Origin of the sequence: Streptomyces sp. NPDC052107, assembly GCF_040680215.1 — a bacterium.
GTDB lineage: Bacteria > Actinomycetota > Actinomycetes > Streptomycetales > Streptomycetaceae > Streptomyces.
Window position 1 is genome coordinate 56,757 of the sequence record NZ_JBFAWG010000006.1, and the last position, 20,121, is coordinate 76,877.

Consider the following 20,121-nt stretch of genomic DNA (forward strand, 5'->3'; position numbering starts at 1 on the left):
CGTGCGGTCCGGTGTACGCCGGGCCGCTCGGGGCGGGCAAGAGCGCCTGCTGTGTCAAACGGGTCATCGTGACCGGCTCGTGACCGGCGGTGTATGCGTGCCTCTTCGGCTACAGCAGAGACGGCACCTCCGCCGCCGACACCTCACGGGCCGCGCGCTCCACCGCGCTCGCCAGCAGGGCCAGGTCGGTGGGGCCGTTGCCCAGCTCCCGTACCGGCCGGCGGGCCGGGGGGTCGCCCATGCGCTGCCAGTCCAGCGGGACCACCGTGGGCCGCTGGGTCGCGGTACGCGGGATACGGCCCGTCACCCGGCCGCCCTGGAAACCGACGGCCCGCCCGTCCGCGTACGCCAGCCGCCCACGCCCAGGCGCCGGTTCGTCCGGCCCCTGCTGGGGAGCGTCCAGCACGACCCGCAGGGCCGCCCTCCGCGCGGGCTCGGTCTCCGCCGTACGACCGCCGGTCCCGGCCGCCGCCACCAGATGCACCCCGAGCCGCTCGCCCTCCCGGGCCACCGCCTCCAGCGCGCGCATCACCGAACCGGCGGCGGGCCGGCCCGGCGAGCCGAGCGCGGGTGAGACCAGCGCGTCCAGGTCGTCCACGACGACCACGAGCCGCGGCAACCGCGGCGCCGCCTCGGCCCGTTGCCGCGCGGCCGACCCCGGCCGCAGCCGCAGGGTGGAGCTGGGCGGCGCCTCTATGTCACCGGTGGCGGGGGCCGGCGTGCGCTGGGCGACGATCCGGCCGGACACCTCACGCCCCGCGTGCCACTGCGCGAAATCGGTCCGCCCCAGCAGCTCCGCCCGCCGCTTGAGCTCGGAGGCCAGCGACTGGGCGAACTCCCGCATGCGCACGGGGTCGTTGGCCATGAGGTGGGTGGTGACATGCGGTATGTCGGTGCACACGCGCAGCCCCTCACCGTGCGCGGCGCCGGCCCCGACCCCGTCCCGGCCGTCGATCAGCACGATGCCCAGCCGGTCCGGCCGCTCGGCGGCGGCCAGCGAGGCCACCACGGCCCGCAGCGACTCCGTACGACCGCTGCCGGCCGGTCCCTCGATCAGCAGATGAGGTCCGTCGGCCACCAGGTCGGCGGTGAGCGGCCCGCGCGGCCCGGCACCGAGCACCGCCCGCGCCCGGCCGCCCAGCGCTTGGGGGTCGTCGGCCGCGTCGGCCCAGCGCGCCATCAGCGACGCCGGGGTGGCCCGGGCCAGCCCCAACTCGTCCAGCAACCGCGCCGACTGCGGCAACGGCGCCGCCACGCGCGTGTCCCGCTCGCCGGCCGGGCCGTCCGGCCGCAGTGGCGCCAGCGCCCGGGCGAACCGCTCCGCCCAGGCGGGGGACACGGCGTCCACGGCGGCGAGCGTTCCCGGTCCGACGGGTCCGCCCGGCGCCACCCGCAGCAGATGCAGCGCCGTCGCGACATCCCCGCTGAGCATCGCCACGGCACCGCAGTGCCGGAACGTCGGCGTCACCGCGCACGCGGCCTCGTATGTCCGCGCCACGGGGGACGCGGGCGAGGCGGGCTCGGTCTCGGCGAGACAGACCACATGAATCCCGGCCCGCGGCCCGGCCACGGCCAGCCGTGCGACCGCCTCCCGCAGCGCGCCGCCACCGGGGTCTCCGTCCACGACGACGACGGTGTAGGGACCGGCGAAACCACTGCCCCCGCCGACCTCGACGTCATCCCTGGCCCAGGAGGGGCGGCGGGTGGGGGCCGAGAGGGCGGCCGACGGGTGGGTGCCGCTGCGGGCCGGGACGCCGGAGGCGTGTGCGGTGGTGCCGGACCCGGGTGCGGGGGTGCCGGGGTGGTTGGGAAAGTCCAGCGGGCTGGAGGTGCTGTCCGGGACCGCGCCTTGGGTTCGGGTGCCCTCGGCGGGCGTGCCCGTGGGGGAGCCGGGCGTGGCCGTCCCGGTCGGGTCGCCGTGCGCGGGGGCGCCCTTCGGGGTGCCGGGTGCCGGAACTCGGGCGGGGGCGGGGCGGGCCGCGGTTCGGCCGGTCGCCTCTTGGTCGTCGACCCGGCGCAGGAGTTCCTCCGTGCGGGCCGCCGCCTGCTCGCGGTCGTAGGCCAGCAGCAGCCGGCAGTCCTGGCCATGACCCGGCCGGACATGCGGGAGCCAGCCCAGCCAGGACCACTCGGCCGTGCGCTCCTCCACCGGGCGGGAGCGGTCGGCGCTGATCAGCACGATCTCCAGCAGGTCGGGGGAGTGCAGCGTGGCCAGCTGGGCCAGCACCGCGCGGGTCAGCCCGGACAGCCGGGGGCGCGGGCCGGCCAGTCCCAGCGCGCCCGCCTCGCGCAGCGCCGCCGTCACGGGCACCGCGGGCACCAGGCCGGAGCCGTCCGGCGTGCTCCGGTCCGCCGTACCGAGCCGCACGGTCAGCGTCTCCGGATGCCTGGCTCCGCGCTCCCACAGCCGGGGCCCGGGGCCGAGTGCCGTCAGCAGCAGTGCGGCGGGATCCGGCCAGGTCTCGGGCTGCTGCGGCGCGGTGGCCGCCGGGCCGGTGCCGACACGGGCGCCGGTGCCGCCGTACGTCTCGGGACCGGCGGACTGTTCGCCACGCCCACCGGCCAGCCGGCGCGCCCAGGCACCGAGCCCACGCCGCCGTGCGCCCTGCGGGGCGTCGATGCCCCGGACGGGAGTGTCCTTGCGGCCACTGCCCAGTGGCGCCTCGTCCGTCCCGCCGACCCCGAAGTGCTCCGCGTGCGTGTCCCCGCGGGAAGCGGCACCGGACGCGTTCTCGATCCGGGGCGCCCTGCCCTGTCCGGGCACCACGGCCGACCCCCGTTGATGCTCCTGCCCCCCACTGCCGGAGGTCCCCCAGCCATCGGAGCCGTAGCTGTGCTGCCCGATCTCGGAGGCGCCTTTGGCACCTACGGACGTCGGTCCGCTCGAACCGCTGTCACCCGCAGCCGCCGACGGCGATGGCTGTACGGGTGGTGCGGGTGGGAAACCGGACCCGGCCGAAGGCCGGTCCGTGGAGCCGCCCCCCAGGGCGACCCGAAGGCACCCCTCCCCGTCGGAGACGGTCCGCGCTCTCGGCCCCCCGGACGGAGCAACCCGAAGCGCCGATTCCCCGATCCGCAGCAAGCCCCCGGCACGGACCCGCACCGGGCGCTCGCCCACCCGGACCCCGTCCAGCGCCGTACCGTTCGTGGAGCCGAGGTCGGCGACGGACACCTGCCCGTCCGCCCCGACGGTGACCACGCAGTGCAGCCGGGACACGTCGGGGTCGTCCAGCGGCACGTCCGCGTCGGCCGAGCGGCCCACGGTGATCCGGCCGCCGTGCAGCAGATGGACCCCGCCCGCGTCCGGGCCCGCGACGACATGCAGCTGGGTCGGCGCGTCGTCCAGCTCGGGATGCGGCTCGGGGGCCGCCGGGGCGCCCAGGGACAGCACCGCGCCGTCGACCAGCGGAGGCTCGCCGAGGGCGCAGCGGCGTGCGTCCAGCCGCTCGGTGCCGGCGTAGAGCACGACGGGGGAGTTGGCGGCGTCGCGGCCCTCCCCGGTGACCGCCCCGGCCAGCGCCGACGCGACCGCGGCCAGGTCCGTGCCGGTGGGCGCCGTGACCAGCACGTCGCGGCTCGCGGCGCGGCCCCGCTGCGGGGACGGGCCCAGCGGGTCTACGACGGTCAGCCGGATCTGCATCCCCACCCCACACGAGCACGTCGGCAAGTACTGCAAGGCATCCTCGCACCTGCCACTGACAACGCGCCCGGGACCCGGCATCAAGTGATCTTGATTGGTCGGCTCTGCCCTCAAAAGTGCCTGACCAGTGCCCCACAAACGATCACTTGAGATCGGTCACGTCCGGCCTCCGGCAACCAGTGGACCTACGGGAGCGTCTTTCCGTCGAACACATCGAACATGCTCGGGAACGCTTACGTAGTGCCTTCGGGGGCGGCACTACAGTGGACCGGAACAACCGGGACGACAACCGGAATGCAGACAAGCAAGCATCAGCAAGCAGCAGGGAGCGCGTGACGTGCGGCCAGTCGGCAGCAAGTACCTGCTTGAGGAGCCGCTCGGACGCGGCGCCACAGGCACCGTCTGGCGTGCCCGCCAGCGCGAGACCGCGGGCGCCGAGGCGGCCGTACCCGGGCAGCCCGGCGAGACGGTCGCGATCAAGGTCCTCAAGGAGGAACTGGCGAGCGACCCGGACATCGTGATGCGCTTCCTGCGCGAGCGCTCCGTCCTGCTCCGCCTCACCCACCCGAACGTCGTCCGGGTCCGCGACCTGGTCGTCGAGGGCGATCTGCTGGCGCTGGTCATGGACCTCGTCGACGGCCCCGACCTGCACCGCTACCTGCGCGAGAGCGGCCCTCTCACGCCGGTCGCCGCCGCGCTGATGACCGCGCAGATCGCCGACGCGCTCGCCGCGAGCCACGCCGACGGCGTCGTCCACCGCGACCTGAAGCCCGCCAACGTGCTGCTCATGCAGGCCGACGGCCAGATGCACCCGATGCTGACCGACTTCGGCATCGCCCGCCTAGCCGACTCCCCGGGCCTGACCCGCACACAGGAGTTCGTCGGCACGCCCGCGTACGTGGCACCGGAGTCCGCCGAGGGCCGCCCGCAGACCTCCGCCGTGGACATCTACGGCGCCGGCATCCTGCTGTACGAACTGGTCACCGGCCGCCCGCCGTTCGCCGGCAGCACCGCGCTGGAGGTGCTGCACCAGCACCTGAGCGCCGAGCCGCGCCGCCCGTCCACCGTCCCGGACCCGCTGTGGACGGTCATAGAGCGCTGTCTGCGCAAGAACCCCGACGAACGGCCCAGCGCCGAGAACCTGGCGCGCGGCCTCCGGGTCGTCGCCGAGGGCATCGGGGTGCACGCGAACGCCGCGCAGATCGCCGCCGCCGAGGGCGTGGGCGCGCTGCTGGCCCCCGACCCGGCCCCGACCGCCGTCCCGGGCGTGCCCGGTGCCGCCGACCCCACCCAGGTCCTCCCGCAGGGCTCGGCGGGGTCGTACGACCCGAACGCCGCGACCAGCGTGCTGCCGCACACCGGCGGCCCCGTCGGCGCCGCCGACCCCACCGCCGTACTGCCGAACACGGGCGCGGCCGACCCGACGGCGGTACTGCCGAACACCGGTCCGCAGGGGCAGCAGCCCGAGCAGCCGCACCCCTGGCAGACCCAGCTGCGCGCCGCCCGCGACCGCAACGAGCAGACGCAGATCCAGTACCTGTCCCCGGAGGACGACCCGCTGCACCACCGGCCCCAGCGGCAGGTGGCCCGTCCGCAGCAGCCGCAGCCGCGCGGCCGGCAGCAGGCGTACCAGCAGGGGTACGGCTATGGGGCCCAGCAGCCCCAGCAGTACGCCCCGCAGCAGCAGCCGCAGCGGTACGCGCCGTCCGCGCCGGAGCCGCAGCGGCCCGCCCGCGAGCCCCGGGCACCTCGGCAGCGCAGCGCCAACCCGATGAAGATCCCGGGGCTCGGCTGCCTGAAGGGCTGCCTTTTCACGATCGTCATCCTGGTCGTGGCGAGCTGGCTGATCTACGAGCTGACCCCGGTGCACACCTGGATCGGGCAGGGCCGCAGCTACTGGCACGAGGTGAGCCACTGGGCCGGCCAGGTGAGCAAGTGGATGAAGCAACTGGGCGGCTCCTCCGGCAGCGGCAACTGAGCGCACGACCCCGGGTCACGCCGGGGCGCGAACTCGCGGTAACCGGCCGCGAGTTTGCTGATTTGTCGACACCTGGCGGGTGATTTCCGCCTCCACGGTGAAGGTTGGCTCGCCGGACGCGTAGTTTTATCGGCAACACGCGTCTGGTAGGAGCAGTCTTGGCACGGAAGATCGGCAGCCGGTACACCGCGAACCAGATCCTGGGGCGGGGCAGCGCCGGCACGGTGTGGCTGGGCGAGGGACCGGAGGGTCCCGTCGCCGTCAAGCTGCTGCGCGAGGACCTCGCCTCCGACCAGGAGCTCGTCGGGCGCTTCGTGCAGGAGCGCACCGCGCTGCTCGGCCTGGAGCATCCGCACATCGTCACCGTGCGCGACCTGGTGGTCGACGGCAACGACCTGGCCCTGGTCATGGACCTCGTACGCGGCACCGACCTGCGCACCCGGCTGGAGCGCGAGCGGCGGCTCGCCCCCGAGGCGGCCGTCGCGATCGTCGCCGACATCGCCGACGCGCTGGCCGCGGCCCACGCGGCCGGGGTCGTCCACCGGGACGTCAAGCCAGAGAACGTGCTCCTCGACATGCAGGGCCCGCTGGGACCCGGCGGCGCCCACCCCGCCCTGCTCACCGACTTCGGCGTGGCCAAGCTGATCGACACGCCGAAGCGGACACGGGCGACGAAGATCATCGGTACGCCGGACTACCTCGCCCCCGAGATCGTCGAGGGCCTGCCGCCGCGCGCGTCCGTGGACATCTACGCCCTGGCGACGGTCCTGTACGAGCTGCTGGCGGGCTTCACCCCGTTCGGCGGGGGGCACGCCGGTGCGGTCCTGCGCCGGCATGTCACCGAGACCGTCGTCCCCCTGCCCGGTATCCCGGAGGAGCTGTGGCAGCTGATCGTGCAGTGCCTGGCCAAGGCGCCCGCCTCCCGGCTGCGCGCCTCCGAGCTGGCGGCGCGGCTGCGGGAGCAGCTGCCGACGCTGGCCGGGATGCCGCCGCTGGACGTGGACGAGCCGGAGCTCTCCGAGGGCCCGGCGGAGGAGGAGCCGGGGGCGGCGGCTCCGCCGGGTGAGCCGGTACGACGGCGGGGCGCGGTGTCACTGGTGCCGGACGCCAAGCCGGACTCCAACCGGGACACACACACCTCGATGCGGGTGCCGGGGCCGGACGAGCTGGCGGGCGGCGCACACGGCACGGCCCGCGCTCCTCGCGCCACCGGTGCGCGCCGGCCGGGGTCGGCCCGGCACAAGGCCGCGGTGCGGCGGCGCCGGGTGACTCTGGGAGTGGCCGGGGTCGTCCTGGCCGCTGTCCTGGGCGTCGGCGCCTGGTTCGCCTCTTCCGGCGGAGACGACCACCCGACGCCGACCACCCACACCACGTCCCCCTGACCGACCCAGGGGGCCCTGCCCCCTGGACCCCCGCTTTCCACCCACCCACCCGACTCGGTCGGCTGGAAGGTGACCCAGCCCACCCCGACTCGGCCGACCGACGGGCGTTTCGTGGCTTTGGGGAGGGGTGGGGGTCTCGGCCGGCTGGGGGGTGGCCTGGTTCGTCGCGGTTTGGTTGGTCGGCGGGTTTTCTTCGGCTGCTGGGCAGGGGTGGGGGCCTCGGTCGGCTGAGGGGCGGCCTGGTTCGTCGTCGTTTGGGTGGTCGGCCGGCTTCGGTGGAAGGGGCTGGGTGGTCGCGGTCGGCTGGCGTCGGTTTGTTGCGGTTGGTCGGTTGGTGGGGCTCCTCCGGCTCCCGAGGGAAGTGGAGGGCGTCGTCCCGGTCGGCCGGGAGGCGCCCAGATCACCGCGGAGCCGGCAACCGGGAGGCGTTCACAGGCTCCCGGGCAGGGGAGGGGGTGCCTCGGTCGGCCGAGAGTTCCCCGGATCGCCGCGGGCCCGGTGGGCGGCAGGCTCCCCTCAGGCTGCCGGGCGAGGGGGGTACGGGCCCAGGTTCCTTCCGGGCGCGGGCGGCCGGGGCTCGTGACGCGGTACCCAGCCGACCGAGGCGGGTGGGGCGGTGGGTAAAGGCCAGGGTCGGGGGCCGGGGCCCCGGCAGGGTCTCGGTGCTCGGCGGAGCCGTTACGCTGGATGCGTGGCAGTCGTCGATGTATCCGAAGAGCTGAAGTCCCTCTCCTCGACCATGGAGTCGATCGAGGCCGTCCTGGACCTCGACAAGCTGAGGGCAGACGTCGCCGTGCTCGAGGAGCAGGCGGCCGCGCCGTCCCTCTGGGACAACCCGGACGAGGCGCAGAAGATCACCAGCAAGCTCTCCCACCTCCAGGCCGAGGTCAGGAAGGCGGAGGCGCTGCGCGGCCGGATCGACGATCTCGCCGTCCTCTTCGAGATGGCCGAGGAGGAGGACGACCCGGACACCCGTGCCGAGGCCGAGTCTGAGCTGGCCGCGGTGAGGAAGGCGCTGGACGAGATGGAGGTCCGGACGCTGCTCAGCGGTGAGTACGACTCCCGTGAGGCGCTCGTCAACATCCGTGCCGAGGCCGGTGGCGTCGACGCCGCCGACTTCGCCGAGCGGCTCCAGCGCATGTACCTGCGCTGGGCCGAGCAGCGCGGCTACAAGACCGAGCTCATCGAGACGTCGTACGCCGAAGAGGCCGGCATCAAGTCGACCACCTTCGCCGTCCAGGCGCCGTACGCCTACGGCACCCTCTCCGTCGAGCAGGGAACGCACCGCCTCGTGCGCATCTCGCCCTTCGACAACCAGGGCCGTCGGCAGACGTCCTTCGCCGGTGTGGAGGTGCTGCCCGTCGTCGAGCAGTCCGACCACGTCGAGATCGACGAGAGCGACCTGCGCATCGACGTCTACCGGTCCTCCGGGCCCGGTGGTCAGGGTGTCAACACGACCGACTCCGCGGTCCGCATCACCCACCTCCCCACCGGCATCGTCGTCTCCTGCCAGAACGAGCGGTCGCAGATCCAGAACAAGGCCACCGCGATGAACGTCCTCCAGGCCAAGCTGCTGGAGCGGCGCCGGCAGGAGGAGCAGGCCAAGATGGACGCCCTCAAGGGCGACGGCGGCAACTCCTGGGGCAACCAGATGCGTTCGTACGTGCTGCACCCGTACCAGATGGTCAAGGACCTGCGCACCGAGTACGAGGTCGGCAACCCCGAGGCCGTGTTCAACGGCGAGATCGACGGCTTCCTGGAGGCCGGCATTCGCTGGCGCAAGCAGCAGGAGAAGTAATTTTGTCGACATGACAACTGCCGCCCGAGAGGCGGCAGTTGTCTTTTGTCTGGGTTTTACATCACACTCACAGGCTTCAACTCGCCTCAAACGCCCCCCGATAGGACATTGCGCCCGCAACGGCCTTGACGTTGCTTTGAAAAATCGGAAGGGTGAAGTGCGGCATGCGTACTTCAGGGGCGCATGTGAACCGGGGGAATGAGTTGACGCGACTTCGTCACCGGCTGCCTCCCGTCGATCACGGCAACGCCCCATGCGCCGCCTCATTGACGATCAGCTACTGGGGGTAGCAACCATATGACGAAGAAGACGCGGATCCGGGTCGCGCGGATAGCCGCCGGCGCCGTGATCGCGGCCGGTGCGTCACTGACCGCGGCCGGCGCGGCCTCCGCCCTGGATCTCGGTGTCCAGGCGGGCCCGATCAGCCTGGGCGCGCACGCGAACGGCGAGGGCGACGACGGCGGCACCGACGGCGGTGACGGCGGCTGCGACCTCGGCATCTGCACCACCGGCGGGACCACGACCGGCGGTGACACCACGACCGGCGGTGACACCACGACCGGCGGTGACACCACGACCGGCGGCGACGCCACGACCGGCGGCGACGCCACGACCGGCGGCGACACCACGACCGGCGGCGACACCACGACCGGCGGTGACACCACCACTGGCGGTGACGTCACCATCGGCGGCGTCATCGGCGGCGGCGACACCACGACCGGTGGCGACAACGGCACGGGCGGTGACAACGGCACCGGCGGTGGCAACGGAAACGGCGGTGACAACGGCACCGGCGGCGGCAACGGCACGGGTGGCACCACCACCGGCGGCGGCAACGGCACGGGTGGCACCACCACCGGCGGCGGCAACGGCGCCGGAGGTTCCGACACCACGGGCGGCGGCAACTCCGGCGGCTCCTCCAGCACCGGTGGCAGCAGCACCGGTGGCTCCACCACCGGCGGCAACAACGACACCCCGCAGGGCGGCGGCAACGACAACGCCTCGCAGGAGGAGGGTTCCTCGACCCTCACCGACACCGGCTCCGACACCCAGGCCCAGGGCGGCGACAAGCAGCTTGCCGAGACCGGTGCCGGCCAGACCGCGTTCCTGCTCATCGGCGCCGCGACGATGATCGCCGGCGGCATCGGCTTCCGCGTCCTGCCGCGTCTGGTCAACGGCCGGGGCGGCGCGGCCGCGTAACCGTACGGCCATCGCATGACCATACGGCCATGGCGCAGCCGCACGGCTGTTGTGTAGTCATACGGTCACGCAGCGCGTCAACCGCGCATACGGAAGGGCCCGGAGCTCGACGCTCCGGGCCCTGACGGGTTTCCGGCACCTGTTTTTGCGACTTTTCTTACACGCGCCGGTTCTTACGCGGTCTGGTGCGCCAGCAGCGCCACAGCGGCGATCAGTACCGCCAGCAGGGCGATCAGCGCCATCGGGTTCACCCCGCCCAGGAAACCCTCTTGCTGCAGTCGCTCGCGGTTGGCACGGCACACCGGGCACCGGCCCTCACTCACGGGCGCCGCGCAGTTCGCGCACACCAACCGGTCGTACGTCATGCGCCCGCCCTCCTTGCACCGGCCATCACTCGTACAACGCTCACGGGAACGAGAACGTTCCCCCTCCACTGTGCCAGGTTCCCGCGGAGCTTGCGCGGGGCCTTGGAGAGCGGGAAGAGAACAGCGTTGGGTACAAAAACGTACAAGCCTTACCCAACCTCGACCTGCGACTGCACTTGCACACCCGGGTCGCGTATGGTCACGCTCATCTACCCCCGGCGACCCGTGGTGCATCCGTGATCCGATTCGACAACGTCTCCAAGGTCTACCCCAAGCAGACCCGCCCCGCACTCAGGGATGTCTCCCTGGAAGTGGAGAAGGGCGAGTTCGTGTTCCTCGTGGGGTCCTCCGGCTCCGGAAAGTCCACCTTCCTGCGGCTGGTCCTCCGCGAGGAGCGGTGCAGCCACGGCCAGGTGCACGTGCTGGGCAAGGACCTCGCACGCCTCTCCAACTGGAAGGTGCCGCAGATGCGCCGCCAGCTGGGGACGGTGTTCCAGGACTTCCGGCTCCTGCCGAACAAGACCGTCGCGGAGAACGTGGCCTTCGCCCAGGAGGTCATCGGCAAGTCCCGCGGCGAGATCCGCAAGTCCGTGCCGCAGGTGCTCGATCTCGTCGGGCTCGGCGGCAAGGAGGACCGGATGCCCGGTGAGCTCTCCGGTGGTGAACAGCAGCGCGTGGCCATCGCGCGGGCCTTCGTCAACCGGCCCAAGCTGCTGATCGCCGACGAGCCCACCGGCAACCTCGACCCGCAGACCTCCGTCGGCATCATGAAGCTGCTCGACCGCATCAACCGGACGGGCACCACGGTCATCATGGCGACTCACGATCAGAACATCGTGGACCAGATGCGCAAGCGCGTCATCGAGCTGGAGAAGGGCCGCCTCGTCCGCGACCAGGCCCGCGGCGTCTACGGCTACCAGCACTAAGCAAGTTCACGACGGAAAGGCTCGACAAGACGCCATGCGCGCCCAGTTCGTCCTGTCGGAGATCGGTGTCGGTCTCCGCCGCAATCTGACGATGACCTTCGCCGTCATCGTCTCCGTCGCCCTGTCCCTGGCGCTCTTCGGCGGCTCGCTGCTGATGAGCGACCAGGTGAGCACCATGAAGGGCTACTGGTACGACAAGGTCAACGTCTCGATCTTCCTGTGCAACAAGCACGACGCCGAATCGGACGTCAACTGCGCCAAGGGCGCGGTCACCGAGGACCAGAAGAAGCAGATCCTCTCGGACCTGCACAAGATGACGGTCGTCGAGAAGGTCACCTACGAGTCGCAGGACGAGGCGTACAAGCACTACAAGGAGCAGTTCGGCAACTCCCCGCTGGCCAGCTCGCTCACGCCGGACCAGATGCAGGAGTCGTACCGGATCAAGCTCAAGGACCCGCAGAAGTACCAGGTCATCGCGTCGGCCTTCAACGGGCGCGCCGGTGTGCAGTCCGTGCAGGACCAGAAGGGCATCCTGGACAACCTCTTCCAGCTGCTGAACCTGATGAACCGGGGCGCGCTCGGCGTGATGGCGATGATGCTGATCGTCGCGCTGCTGCTGATCGTCAACACCGTGCGTGTATCGGCGTTCAGCCGCCGGCGTGAAACCGGGATCATGCGCCTGGTCGGTGCCTCGGGCTTCTACATCCAGGCGCCGTTCATCGCCGAGGCCGCGGTCGCCGGACTCATCGGCGGCGGACTCGCGTGCGTGGGCCTGGTGGTCGGCCGGTACTTCACCATCGACCACGGCATGGACCTCTCCCACAAGCTCACGCTCATCAATTTCGTCGGCTGGGACGCGGTGTTGGCCAAGCTGCCGCTGATCCTCGCAACGAGCGTTCTGATGCCGTCACTTGCGGCGTTCTTCGCGCTGCGCAAGTACCTGAAGGTGTGACACATGCCAAGAGGGCCGTACGGGCATCCGCCCGTACGGCCCTTCGCGTTGTCCTAGACTCACCGCCATGTCAGGCCGCGACCTGTTCTGTCCGCCCCGCCGCTTCCGCCGCGGGGCCGCCCTGACATTGGTCTTCGCCGGCGTCCTGGTAACCGGCGCCGCCACCGGCTCCTTCCCGGAACCCGACGCACCCGTGTCCGCGCGGAAGGCCGTCGCCGGTCCGTCGCCCACGGCGAGCGGGCACGAGGACGTGCAGAAGGCCGCCGCCGAGGCGATGGCCGACGGCAAGTCCCCGATGGAGGCCGCCGAGCGGGCCGTCAGCCGCAGCGGGGACCGCTGGGGCGCGGTGTACTCGGAGGACGAGTACCAGGAGTTCCAGGAGGCCCTCGGCGGCCGCTACACCGGCGTCGGCCTGTGGGCGCGGCGCGAGCGGGACGGCCGGATCGTGGTGACCCGGGTGCAGCCGGGCTCGCCGGCCGCCGACGCCGGAATCCGCAAGGGCGACCGGCTGCTCAGCGTCGACGGCAGCAAGGTCGACGGGCGGCCGGTCACCGAGGTGGTCTCCTTACTGCGCGGCGACGCCGACGACGCGGCCGCGGGCACGCCCGTCACCCTGGGCCTTCAGCGCGGCGCGCGCGCGTGGACCGAGACATTGCACCGGGCCAGCCTGTCCACCGACTCCGTGACCGTGCGCCGGCTGCCGGGCGGGGTCACCGTCATCGGGATCGCCGCGTTCACCAAGGGCTCCGCAGCCGCCGTACGCGCCGCTCTGCGGCACGCCCCGGCCGACGACGGGATCGTCCTCGACCTGCGCGGCAACTCCGGCGGCCTGGTCACCGAGGCGGTGGACACCGCCTCCGCCTTCCTCGACGGCGGCCTGGTCGCCACCTACGACGTCAAGGGCGCCCAGCGCTCCCTGCACGCCGACCCCGGCGGCGACACCAGCCGGCCCCTGGTCACCCTGGTCGACGGCGGCACCATGAGCGCGGCCGAGATGCTCACTGGAGCCCTGCAGGACCGGGGCCGCGCGGTGGTGATCGGCTCGCGCACCTTCGGCAAGGGCTCCATCCAGATGCCGACCGAGCTGCCCGACGGCTCGGTGGCCGAGCTGACCGTCGGCCACTACCGCACCCCCTCGGGCCACGCGGTCGACGGCCGGGGCATCACCCCCGACCTGGAGGCGGGCCCGCAGGCCCTGACCCGGGCCGAGACGGTCCTCACCGGCCTGGGTGATCCCTCGTAGCCACGCGTAATCCGCTGTACTCGCACCCCCTGAGTGGTGCCAAAATGGGCGGCACTATGGCTAAGGAAAAAGGGCGCAAGCTGATCGCGCAGAACAAGAAGGCGCGGCACGACTACCACATCCTCGACACCTACGAGGCCGGTCTGGTCCTCATGGGCACCGAGGTGAAGTCGCTGCGCCAGGGCCGGGCCTCGCTGGTCGACGGCTTCGTGCAACTGGACGGTCACGAGGCTTGGCTGCACAACGTGCACGTCCCCGAGTACAGCCAGGGCACCTGGACCAACCACAGCGCGCGCCGCAAGCGCAAGCTGCTGCTGCACCGCGCGGAGATCGACAAGCTGGAGTCGAAGTCCCAGGAGACGGGGCACACTATCGTGCCCCTCGCCCTGTACTTCAAGGACGGCCGCGCCAAGATCGAGATCGCGCTGGCGAGGGGCAAGAAGGAGTACGACAAGCGCCAGACCCTGCGCGAGAAGCAGGACCGGCGCGAGACGGACCGGGCGATGGCGTCGGCGCGGCGCAGGCAGCGCGGCTAGCCGGGAATGTACCGACCCCCGGTCGCGTTGAACCGGATACGACGGCCGGGTGACCGGCGGGAATACGGTGGCATGGGCGGGCGTTGTTCCCGTACGATGGCATCTGCACCTCACAGCGGGTGCGTGTGACCCTCCTCGGAGGGTTTGAAAAATCAACATGGGGATGATCGGTTTCGACAGCGGCTGTCGAAGCAGGGGAAGCGTGTCGAGGAAGCGGCCATGATCTCGTAAACCACAGGCCGAAAAAAATAATCGCCAACACCAAGCGCGATTCCTTCGCCCTCGCTGCCTAAGTAGCGACTTGCGAAGTGTCAGCCCGGGGCTGTTCCCGACCCGGATCCTGGCATCAGCTAGGGAACTAAACCTTGATCCCGGTCACGGGGTGAAGAGGGAAACCAAACAGTGACTGAGCCCGTCGGCGACTTGTTCGCGTGATCGCCGGGGCCGAGAAAAGCGAAGCGAACTGCACACGGAGAAGCCCTGGTTCCGCACCGTTGGACGCGGGTTCGATTCCCGCCATCTCCACAACGCCCCTCCGGGGGCACCCCATGTGGGCAACGGCCCCGTCGCTTTCGAGCGGCGGGGCCTTCGTCATGCTCGGAAACGTCATGCCGGGAACCGCGCACGCCCGCCCCCTTGCAGGATTGGTCTGGACCTGCCACGCTGCCCGCGCCACCTCCCGCGTCCCCCAGGCCGCACCCCTCCCGGAGGTTCGTATGCGCACCCGGTTCCGCCGCAGACTGCTGCTCGCCCTCGTGCTGCTCGGCGCCCTGGCCGTCCCGCAGGCCCCTGCCGCCTCGGCCGCGGCCACCACCCCGGTGCAGATCTATGGCGCCTGGCACTGCTCGAACGACGCCTGCGTCTGGGGCACCGTTCGCACGGTGAGCGAGTTCGACAGCCAGAACCACTGGCTGATCGACCGCGGCGACGGCCGGCCCTCGGTCAACCTCGTCGTCCTCAGTTTCGTCGAACCCCTCAAACTGCTGCACGGCACCACCGACGCCACCACGCTGAACGGCGTGCCCCGCGGCATGACGAAGGACATCGTCCAGTACTTCACCGCCCACGGGATCCGGGTGATGCTCTCCATCGGCGGAATCACCTACACCGACTCCTGGGACAGCGCGCTCGCCGAGAACCCGGCCCTCCTCGGACAGCGGGCCGCCGCCCTGGCGAGCGACCTCGGCGTCGGCATCGAGATCGACTACGAGCAGAACACCGGCCCCGACCTCACGGGCCTGCAGTCCTTCATCGACGCCTACCGGTCCGTCCACCCGTACGACGCCTCCGGTGCCGACCCCGCAGCCCGCCTCACCATCGACCTGGCGGCCGGCGACCGCTGGCTGATCGACCTCGACCGCAAGGCGACCCGCGACTGGCTGCGCACCGACACGCCGGTCCTCGACTACGCCAACGCGATGGTGCCCGCCCGGCAGCCCTCCACCAGCTCGGCCATCGCCAACTGGCAGGAACATGTGGATGGCAAGCCGACCTACTCACCCCCGATCCCGCCGCTCGCACCCGCCAAGTTCACCGGCGCCGTCTACATCAGCGACCAGAACAAGTCCCTGCCCGAGTGCACGGACTTCGTGAACTCCCTGGAGAACTCGACCGGTTCGTTCGTCCAGTCGGTCGCCCCGAACGGCGCCGGCAGCACCTCCGGCATGCTCGGCCACATGTTCTGGGCCGCCGAACGTCCCTCCACCCGGGGCACCGGCACCACCCCGCCGAACACCTGTGAGGGCGGCGTGGGCGCGGGCGCGACCGCTTACGGCATCCCGCTGCCCATGCCCGCACTACGACAGAACTGACCCGCGCGCCACCTCTCGGCGGAGCGAACCGGCCGCCCGCGCGCCCGAGTCGACGAGCAGGGCGAGGGCGGCCGCGGCGGCCGGTACCGCGAAGGCCGCGACGGGGGAGAGGTGCTCGGTCGCCCAGCCGCCCGTCGCCGAGCCGCAGGCGATGCCGGTGAGCAGCCCGGTCACCACCAGGCTCATGCCCTCGTTGAGGCGGTCGGCGGGGGTACGCCGCTGCACCAGGCTCATCGCCGTCACCATGGTCGGCGCGGTCGCCATGCCCGCCACCAGCAGCGCACCCGCCAGCATCGGCAGGCCACCGGCGGTCGCCGCCGCCACCCACGGCAGGGTCATCAGCCCGGCCATCGCGCCCAGGCAACGGGAGAGCCCGCGCCCGGCGGACGGGGGCGCCCCACAGGAACCTCCCGGGTCCGTCGCCCCGTGGGCGTGGGCCGGTGTGTGCTTCGGCTCGAGCGTCCCGAAGACCAGGCCCGCCACGCACGAGCCCGCCGCCTGAAGGGCGAGGATGACACCCGCCGCCGCGCGATGTCCCTGGGCGTCGGCGTAGGCGATCGTCACGACCTCCATCGAGCCGAACACCGCCCCGGTCGCGATGAAACAGGCCAGCAGCGGCGGGACGCCCGGGCTGCGCAGTGGCGACGGGGCCCGTGACCGGGCCCGCGACGGTGGCTCGGTGGCGCGCTGGGATGTGAACAGCAGCATGCCGGCAAGCAGCAGCACCACACCCACGAGTGTGCCCGCCTCCGGGAAGAACGTGCCCGTCAAGAAGGACGCGAGGACCGGGCCGAGCATGAAACACAGCTCGTCGGCGGCCTGCTCGAAGGAGTTCGCGCTGTGCAGCGCGCCGGGGTCGTCGCGCAGCAGATGGGCCCAGCGGGCGCGGGACAGGCCGCCGATGTTGGGGGTGGCCGCGGTGAGGGCGTAGGCGGCGAACAGGGTCCAGTCCGGGGCGCCGTAGCGGACGCAGAGCAGCAGGGCCAGGCTGCCGAGGGCGGAGACGAGCGTGGCCGGTACGGCTGTCCGGGCCTGCCCGTGCCGGTCCACGAGCCGGGCGATCCACGGCCCGGCCAGCGCGGTCGCCGCGAGACCGGCCGCGGTGACGGCGCCGGCCAGGGCGTAGGAGCCCCGCGAGCCGGCGATCATCACGACGGCGCTCACGCTGAACATGCCCATGGGCAGGCGGGCGAGGAGGTTGCCGGTGGTGAAGGCACGGGTGCCGGGGAGGGAGAAGAGACGGCGGTAGGCGCGGGTCGCGGATATGAGCGGGGGCATGGATCCACCCTCGCCCGGAGTGGATCAAGGGGTCCAACACCTTCCCGGCGCCGATTCACGCACCCGTGTTGTAAGTTGCCTGCCGTGCCCGACCCTGTGGATCCCCGTCTCCTGCGTGCCTTCGTCGTCGTGGCCGAGGAACTGCACTTCACCCGGGCGGCCGCCCGTCTGTACGTCGCCCAGCAGGCCCTCAGCCGTGACGTACGGCGGCTGGAGCGGGAGTTGGGCGCCGAGCTGTTCGTACGGACCACCCGGCAGGTGACGCTGACCGCCGACGGCGTTCGGCTGCTGCCGTACGCGCGCCGGGTCCTGGCGGCGCAGGAGGAGTTGCTGGCGGCCTTCGGACAGGCCCGCCCGCTGCTGGTGGACCTCAACTCACCGGGCCTGGTCACCGGGCGTCGTGTGCTGCACAGGGCCCGTGAACTCGCCCCGGACTGCGAGCTGATGGCCCGCTACGAGAGCGGCCTGACCGGGGCCGCCGCCGAACTGCTGGCCGGCCGGCTGGACGCCTCCTTCGGCCGTTTCGCCGGCCTGGACCCGGCGCTGCGGTCCGGCCTCGAACAGCAGCCCGTCCGCTACGAGCCGATGGCCGTCGTCCTGCCCGAGGACCATCCGCTGGCCACCCTCGCCGAGGTGCCGCTGGCCGCGCTGACCGGCGAGACCATGTACGCCGGCGCCGGGAACCCACGCACCCTGGAGTGGACCGACCTGGCGAGCCGGCTCTTCGAGGAGCGCGGCATCCGGCTCGCCGCACCCCTGCCACTGGCCGTCGGGGACGAGGAGTTCGAGCGGATCATGGCCAAGAACCGGCATCCGGTCCTGGCCGTCGTGGACTTCCCGGCGCTGCCCCGCACGGTGCGCCGGCCGCTCGTCGATCCCGTTCCGCTGTCGCCGGTCTCCCTGGTGTGGTGGAAGGGGCTGGTCCATCCCGGACTGGACGCGCTGCGCCGGGCGACGGCCGAACTCGCGGCGGCGGAAGGGTGGCTGCGGCGGCCGGCCGAGGGATGGATTCCAGCCATCGACGCCGGTGTGATGGCTGCCCACAGGTGATCGACAGGTGATCCACAACTGATCCACGAGTGGTATCCGGCCACCACGAATTCTCCGAGTAAGGGGGCGTTCGGGCCAGGTGGGGGCCAGGTCCGGCCGACGCGGGCCCGGAGTCGTAGGCGCACGGCCTGCTGGGTCCTGGGCCTCGCCCGCCACGAGGGCCTGCTGGCCCGCATCCCCCGCCACCCGGCCGTCTCCAGAGCGACAGCGCGGTGGCGGCGCCGGACTCCCCCTACACGCCGTGGATGTTCCCGCTGGTGTGGCCGCTGATCGGGCTGACTTTCCCGGCCTTCGGCTGGATCGAGGACCTCGCGGCGAGGCGGGGTCCGCGGCTGTGGCCGAACGGGGCCGGGCGAGCGGCCCTCACCGGGCGGCCCCGTCGCGAGTGAGAGCAACGTTCCCTTCCGGTCACTCACAGCCACAGGCAGGAAACGCGCCCTCCCTACCTTCGGGCTGAGTCAGTCGATGGCAGGTCGACGGCAGACCGAGCAGCCGGAGCCCCGTGGAGGCGTGATGACAGCCCCAGCCCCAACAGCCCCAACCCGTCGCAGTGGCCGCTGGATCGAGCGCTGGGACCCGGAGGACGAGGGATTCTGGAAGGCGACCGGGGAGCGGATCGCCAACCGGAACCTCTGGTTCTCCGTCCTCTCGGAGCACATCGGCTTCTCGATCTGGACCCTGTGGTCCGTCCTCGTCCTGTTCATGGGCCCGGAATACGGACTCACGCCCGCCGACAAGTTCCTGCTGACCTCGATGGTCACCCTCGTCGGCGCGGTCGTGCGCGTCCCCTACACCTTCGCCGTGGCCGTCTTCGGCGGCCGCAACTGGACGATCATCTCGGCGAGCCTGCTGCTGATCCCGACCATCGCGGCCTTCGCGGTCATGGAACCGGGCACGTCCTTCACCACGTTCCTCGTCGTCGGCCTGCTGGCCGGCATCGGCGGCGGCAACTTCGCCTCCTCGATGACCAACATCAACGCCTTCTTCCCGATGAGGAAGAAGGGCTGGGCGCTCGGTCTGAACGCGGGCGGCGGCAACATCGGCGTGCCCGTCATCCAGCTCGTCGCCCTCGCGGTCATCGGCGCGAGCGGCGGCCCGCGCGTCCTGCTGGGCATCTACATCCCGCTGATCGTCGTGGCCGCGGTGCTGGCCGCCCTCTTCATGGACAACCTGGCTTCCGTGAAGAACGACACCGGCGCGGCCAAGGACGCCGCGAAGGACGCCCACACCTGGATCATGTCGTTCCTCTACGTCGGCACCTTCGGCTCCTTCATCGGCTACAGCTTCGCCTTCGGCCAGGTCCTGACGATCCAGTTCGGCCGCACCCCGCTCCAGGCGGCCTACCTCACCTTCATCGGCCCGCTGCTCGGTTCCCTGATTCGCCCGCTCGGCGGCCGGCTCGCCGACCGTTTCGGCGGCGCCCGCATCACCCTGTGGAACTACGTCGCCATGGCCGCCGCCACGGCCGTGCTGATCGCCGCGAGCCAGGCGAAGTCGTTGCCGCTGTTCGTGTCCGTCTTCGTCGTCCTGTTCGTGCTCAGCGGGCTCGGCAACGGCTCGACGTACAAGATGATCCCCGGCATCTTCCAGGCGAAGGCCCTGGCCAAGGGCCTGGAGGGGGAGGCCGCGGCGGCTTACGGCCGCCGGCTGTCCGGCGCCTCCATGGGCCTCATCGGCGCGGTCGGCGCGCTCGGCGGAGTCGGCATCAACCTCGCCTTCCGCCAGTCCTTCCTGTCCTACGGCAGCGGCACCGGAGCGTTCGTCGCCTTCCTCGGCTTCTACGGGCTCTGCTTCGCCGTGACGTGGGCCGTATACCTTCGCCGCCCGGCGCGACAGGCCGTGACAGTGGCAGCTTCGGGGGCAAAGGCACAGCTCAGCTACGCCGAAGTGTGACGTAACACCGGCGCAATCAAGCCGAACCGAGCCTGTCACGCACCGTTGACAGCCTCGATTCGCGCGCCG

At 71.9% G+C, this 20,121-nt stretch carries 14 protein-coding genes, 1 other RNA gene and 1 pseudogene; 13 read left to right on the forward strand and 3 right to left on the reverse strand.

Annotated features, from left to right (window positions below):
• Positions 1 to 109: 109 nt before the first annotated feature.
• Positions 110 to 3,640 carry an FHA domain-containing protein gene (locus AB0M27_RS08460; protein ID WP_365719307.1) on the reverse strand — a complete coding sequence of 1,177 codons (3,531 nt, stop codon included), beginning with the start codon at positions 3,638 to 3,640 and terminating at the stop codon, positions 110 to 112.
• Positions 3,641 to 3,977: 337 nt separating this feature from the next.
• On the opposite strand from AB0M27_RS08460, the gene AB0M27_RS08465 reads away from it, so the two are divergent.
• From AB0M27_RS08465 to AB0M27_RS08480, 4 genes are all read left to right on the forward strand, one after another.
• Positions 3,978 to 5,618 (forward strand): protein kinase, encoded by a 1,641-nt coding sequence (locus AB0M27_RS08465; protein WP_365719309.1) that lies wholly within the window; start codon positions 3,978 to 3,980, stop codon positions 5,616 to 5,618.
• 158 nt (positions 5,619 to 5,776) lie between these two features.
• A complete protein-coding gene (locus AB0M27_RS08470; protein ID WP_365719311.1) occupies positions 5,777 to 7,000 on the forward strand; it encodes a serine/threonine-protein kinase in 1,224 nt (407 codons plus the stop codon).
• 691 nt (positions 7,001 to 7,691) lie between these two features.
• A complete protein-coding gene (gene prfB / locus AB0M27_RS08475; protein WP_365719313.1) occupies positions 7,692 to 8,798 on the forward strand; it encodes a peptide chain release factor 2 in 1,107 nt (368 codons plus the stop codon).
• A gap of 297 nt (positions 8,799 to 9,095) precedes the next feature.
• Positions 9,096 to 9,998, forward strand: a complete 903-nt coding sequence (locus AB0M27_RS08480) for a hypothetical protein (protein WP_365719315.1) — start codon at positions 9,096 to 9,098, stop codon at positions 9,996 to 9,998.
• 173 nt (positions 9,999 to 10,171) lie between these two features.
• Here the strand turns inward: AB0M27_RS08480 and AB0M27_RS08485 are convergent, their stop codons facing one another.
• Positions 10,172 to 10,363, reverse strand: coding sequence for a hypothetical protein (locus tag AB0M27_RS08485; RefSeq protein WP_023550109.1), 192 nt, complete (start codon positions 10,361 to 10,363; stop codon positions 10,172 to 10,174).
• 236 nt (positions 10,364 to 10,599) lie between these two features.
• Between AB0M27_RS08485 and ftsE the strand changes: the two genes are divergently transcribed.
• The 6 genes from ftsE to AB0M27_RS08515 all read left to right on the forward strand — a co-directional run bounded on the left by ftsE (position 10,600) and on the right by AB0M27_RS08515 (position 15,831).
• Positions 10,600 to 11,289 (forward strand): cell division ATP-binding protein FtsE, encoded by a 690-nt coding sequence (ftsE, locus tag AB0M27_RS08490; protein ID WP_031159396.1) that lies wholly within the window; start codon positions 10,600 to 10,602, stop codon positions 11,287 to 11,289.
• Positions 11,290 to 11,323: 34 nt separating this feature from the next.
• Complete coding sequence (ftsX, locus tag AB0M27_RS08495; RefSeq protein ID WP_365719317.1) at positions 11,324 to 12,241, forward strand: permease-like cell division protein FtsX; 918 nt, start codon at positions 11,324 to 11,326, stop codon at positions 12,239 to 12,241.
• Positions 12,242 to 12,308: 67 nt separating this feature from the next.
• A complete protein-coding gene (locus tag AB0M27_RS08500; protein ID WP_365719319.1) occupies positions 12,309 to 13,484 on the forward strand; it encodes a S41 family peptidase in 1,176 nt (391 codons plus the stop codon).
• 56 nt (positions 13,485 to 13,540) lie between these two features.
• Complete coding sequence (gene smpB, locus AB0M27_RS08505; protein ID WP_365719321.1) at positions 13,541 to 14,020, forward strand: SsrA-binding protein SmpB; 480 nt, start codon at positions 13,541 to 13,543, stop codon at positions 14,018 to 14,020.
• Between the two features lie 159 nt (positions 14,021 to 14,179).
• Positions 14,180 to 14,548, forward strand: a transfer-messenger RNA (tmRNA) gene (gene ssrA / locus AB0M27_RS08510).
• Positions 14,549 to 14,736: 188 nt separating this feature from the next.
• Positions 14,737 to 15,831 (forward strand): hypothetical protein, encoded by a 1,095-nt coding sequence (locus AB0M27_RS08515; protein WP_365719323.1) that lies wholly within the window; start codon positions 14,737 to 14,739, stop codon positions 15,829 to 15,831.
• Here the strand turns inward: AB0M27_RS08515 and AB0M27_RS08520 are convergent.
• Entirely contained in the window at positions 15,817 to 17,109 is a 1,293-nt protein-coding gene (locus AB0M27_RS08520) for an MFS transporter (protein ID WP_365719325.1), read from the reverse strand. The two genes, AB0M27_RS08515 and AB0M27_RS08520, sit on opposite strands and share 15 nt — an antisense overlap.
• Before the next feature lie 75 nt (positions 17,110 to 17,184).
• Between AB0M27_RS08520 and AB0M27_RS08525 the strand changes: the two genes are divergently transcribed.
• The 3 genes and pseudogenes from AB0M27_RS08525 (at position 17,185) to AB0M27_RS08535 (ending at position 20,052) form a co-directional block, all read left to right on the forward strand.
• On the forward strand, positions 17,185 to 18,159 hold the full coding sequence (locus tag AB0M27_RS08525; protein WP_365719327.1) for a LysR family transcriptional regulator: 975 nt from the start codon (positions 17,185 to 17,187) through the stop codon (positions 18,157 to 18,159).
• 194 nt (positions 18,160 to 18,353) lie between these two features.
• Positions 18,354 to 18,548 (forward strand): annotated as a pseudogene (locus AB0M27_RS08530) (acyltransferase); the annotation flags it as partial.
• A gap of 124 nt (positions 18,549 to 18,672) precedes the next feature.
• On the forward strand, positions 18,673 to 20,052 hold the full coding sequence (locus AB0M27_RS08535) for a nitrate/nitrite transporter (protein ID WP_365719329.1): 1,380 nt from the start codon (positions 18,673 to 18,675) through the stop codon (positions 20,050 to 20,052).
• Positions 20,053 to 20,121: the final 69 nt, after the last annotated feature.

Coding starts and splice junctions, on each gene's coding strand:
- AB0M27_RS08460 (WP_365719307.1), bottom strand. CDS start 3,640: ATGCAGATCCGGCTGACCGTCGTAGACCCGCTGGGCCCGTCCCCGCAG.
- AB0M27_RS08480 (WP_365719315.1), top strand. CDS start 9,096: ATGACGAAGAAGACGCGGATCCGGGTCGCGCGGATAGCCGCCGGCGCC.
- AB0M27_RS08485 (WP_023550109.1), bottom strand. CDS start 10,363: ATGACGTACGACCGGTTGGTGTGCGCGAACTGCGCGGCGCCCGTGAGT.
- ftsX (WP_365719317.1), top strand. CDS start 11,324: ATGCGCGCCCAGTTCGTCCTGTCGGAGATCGGTGTCGGTCTCCGCCGC.
- AB0M27_RS08500 (WP_365719319.1), top strand. CDS start 12,309: ATGTCAGGCCGCGACCTGTTCTGTCCGCCCCGCCGCTTCCGCCGCGGG.
- smpB (WP_365719321.1), top strand. CDS start 13,541: ATGGCTAAGGAAAAAGGGCGCAAGCTGATCGCGCAGAACAAGAAGGCG.
- AB0M27_RS08515 (WP_365719323.1), top strand. CDS start 14,737: ATGCGCACCCGGTTCCGCCGCAGACTGCTGCTCGCCCTCGTGCTGCTC.
- AB0M27_RS08520 (WP_365719325.1), bottom strand. CDS start 17,109: ATGCCCCCGCTCATATCCGCGACCCGCGCCTACCGCCGTCTCTTCTCC.
- AB0M27_RS08535 (WP_365719329.1), top strand. CDS start 18,673: ATGACAGCCCCAGCCCCAACAGCCCCAACCCGTCGCAGTGGCCGCTGG.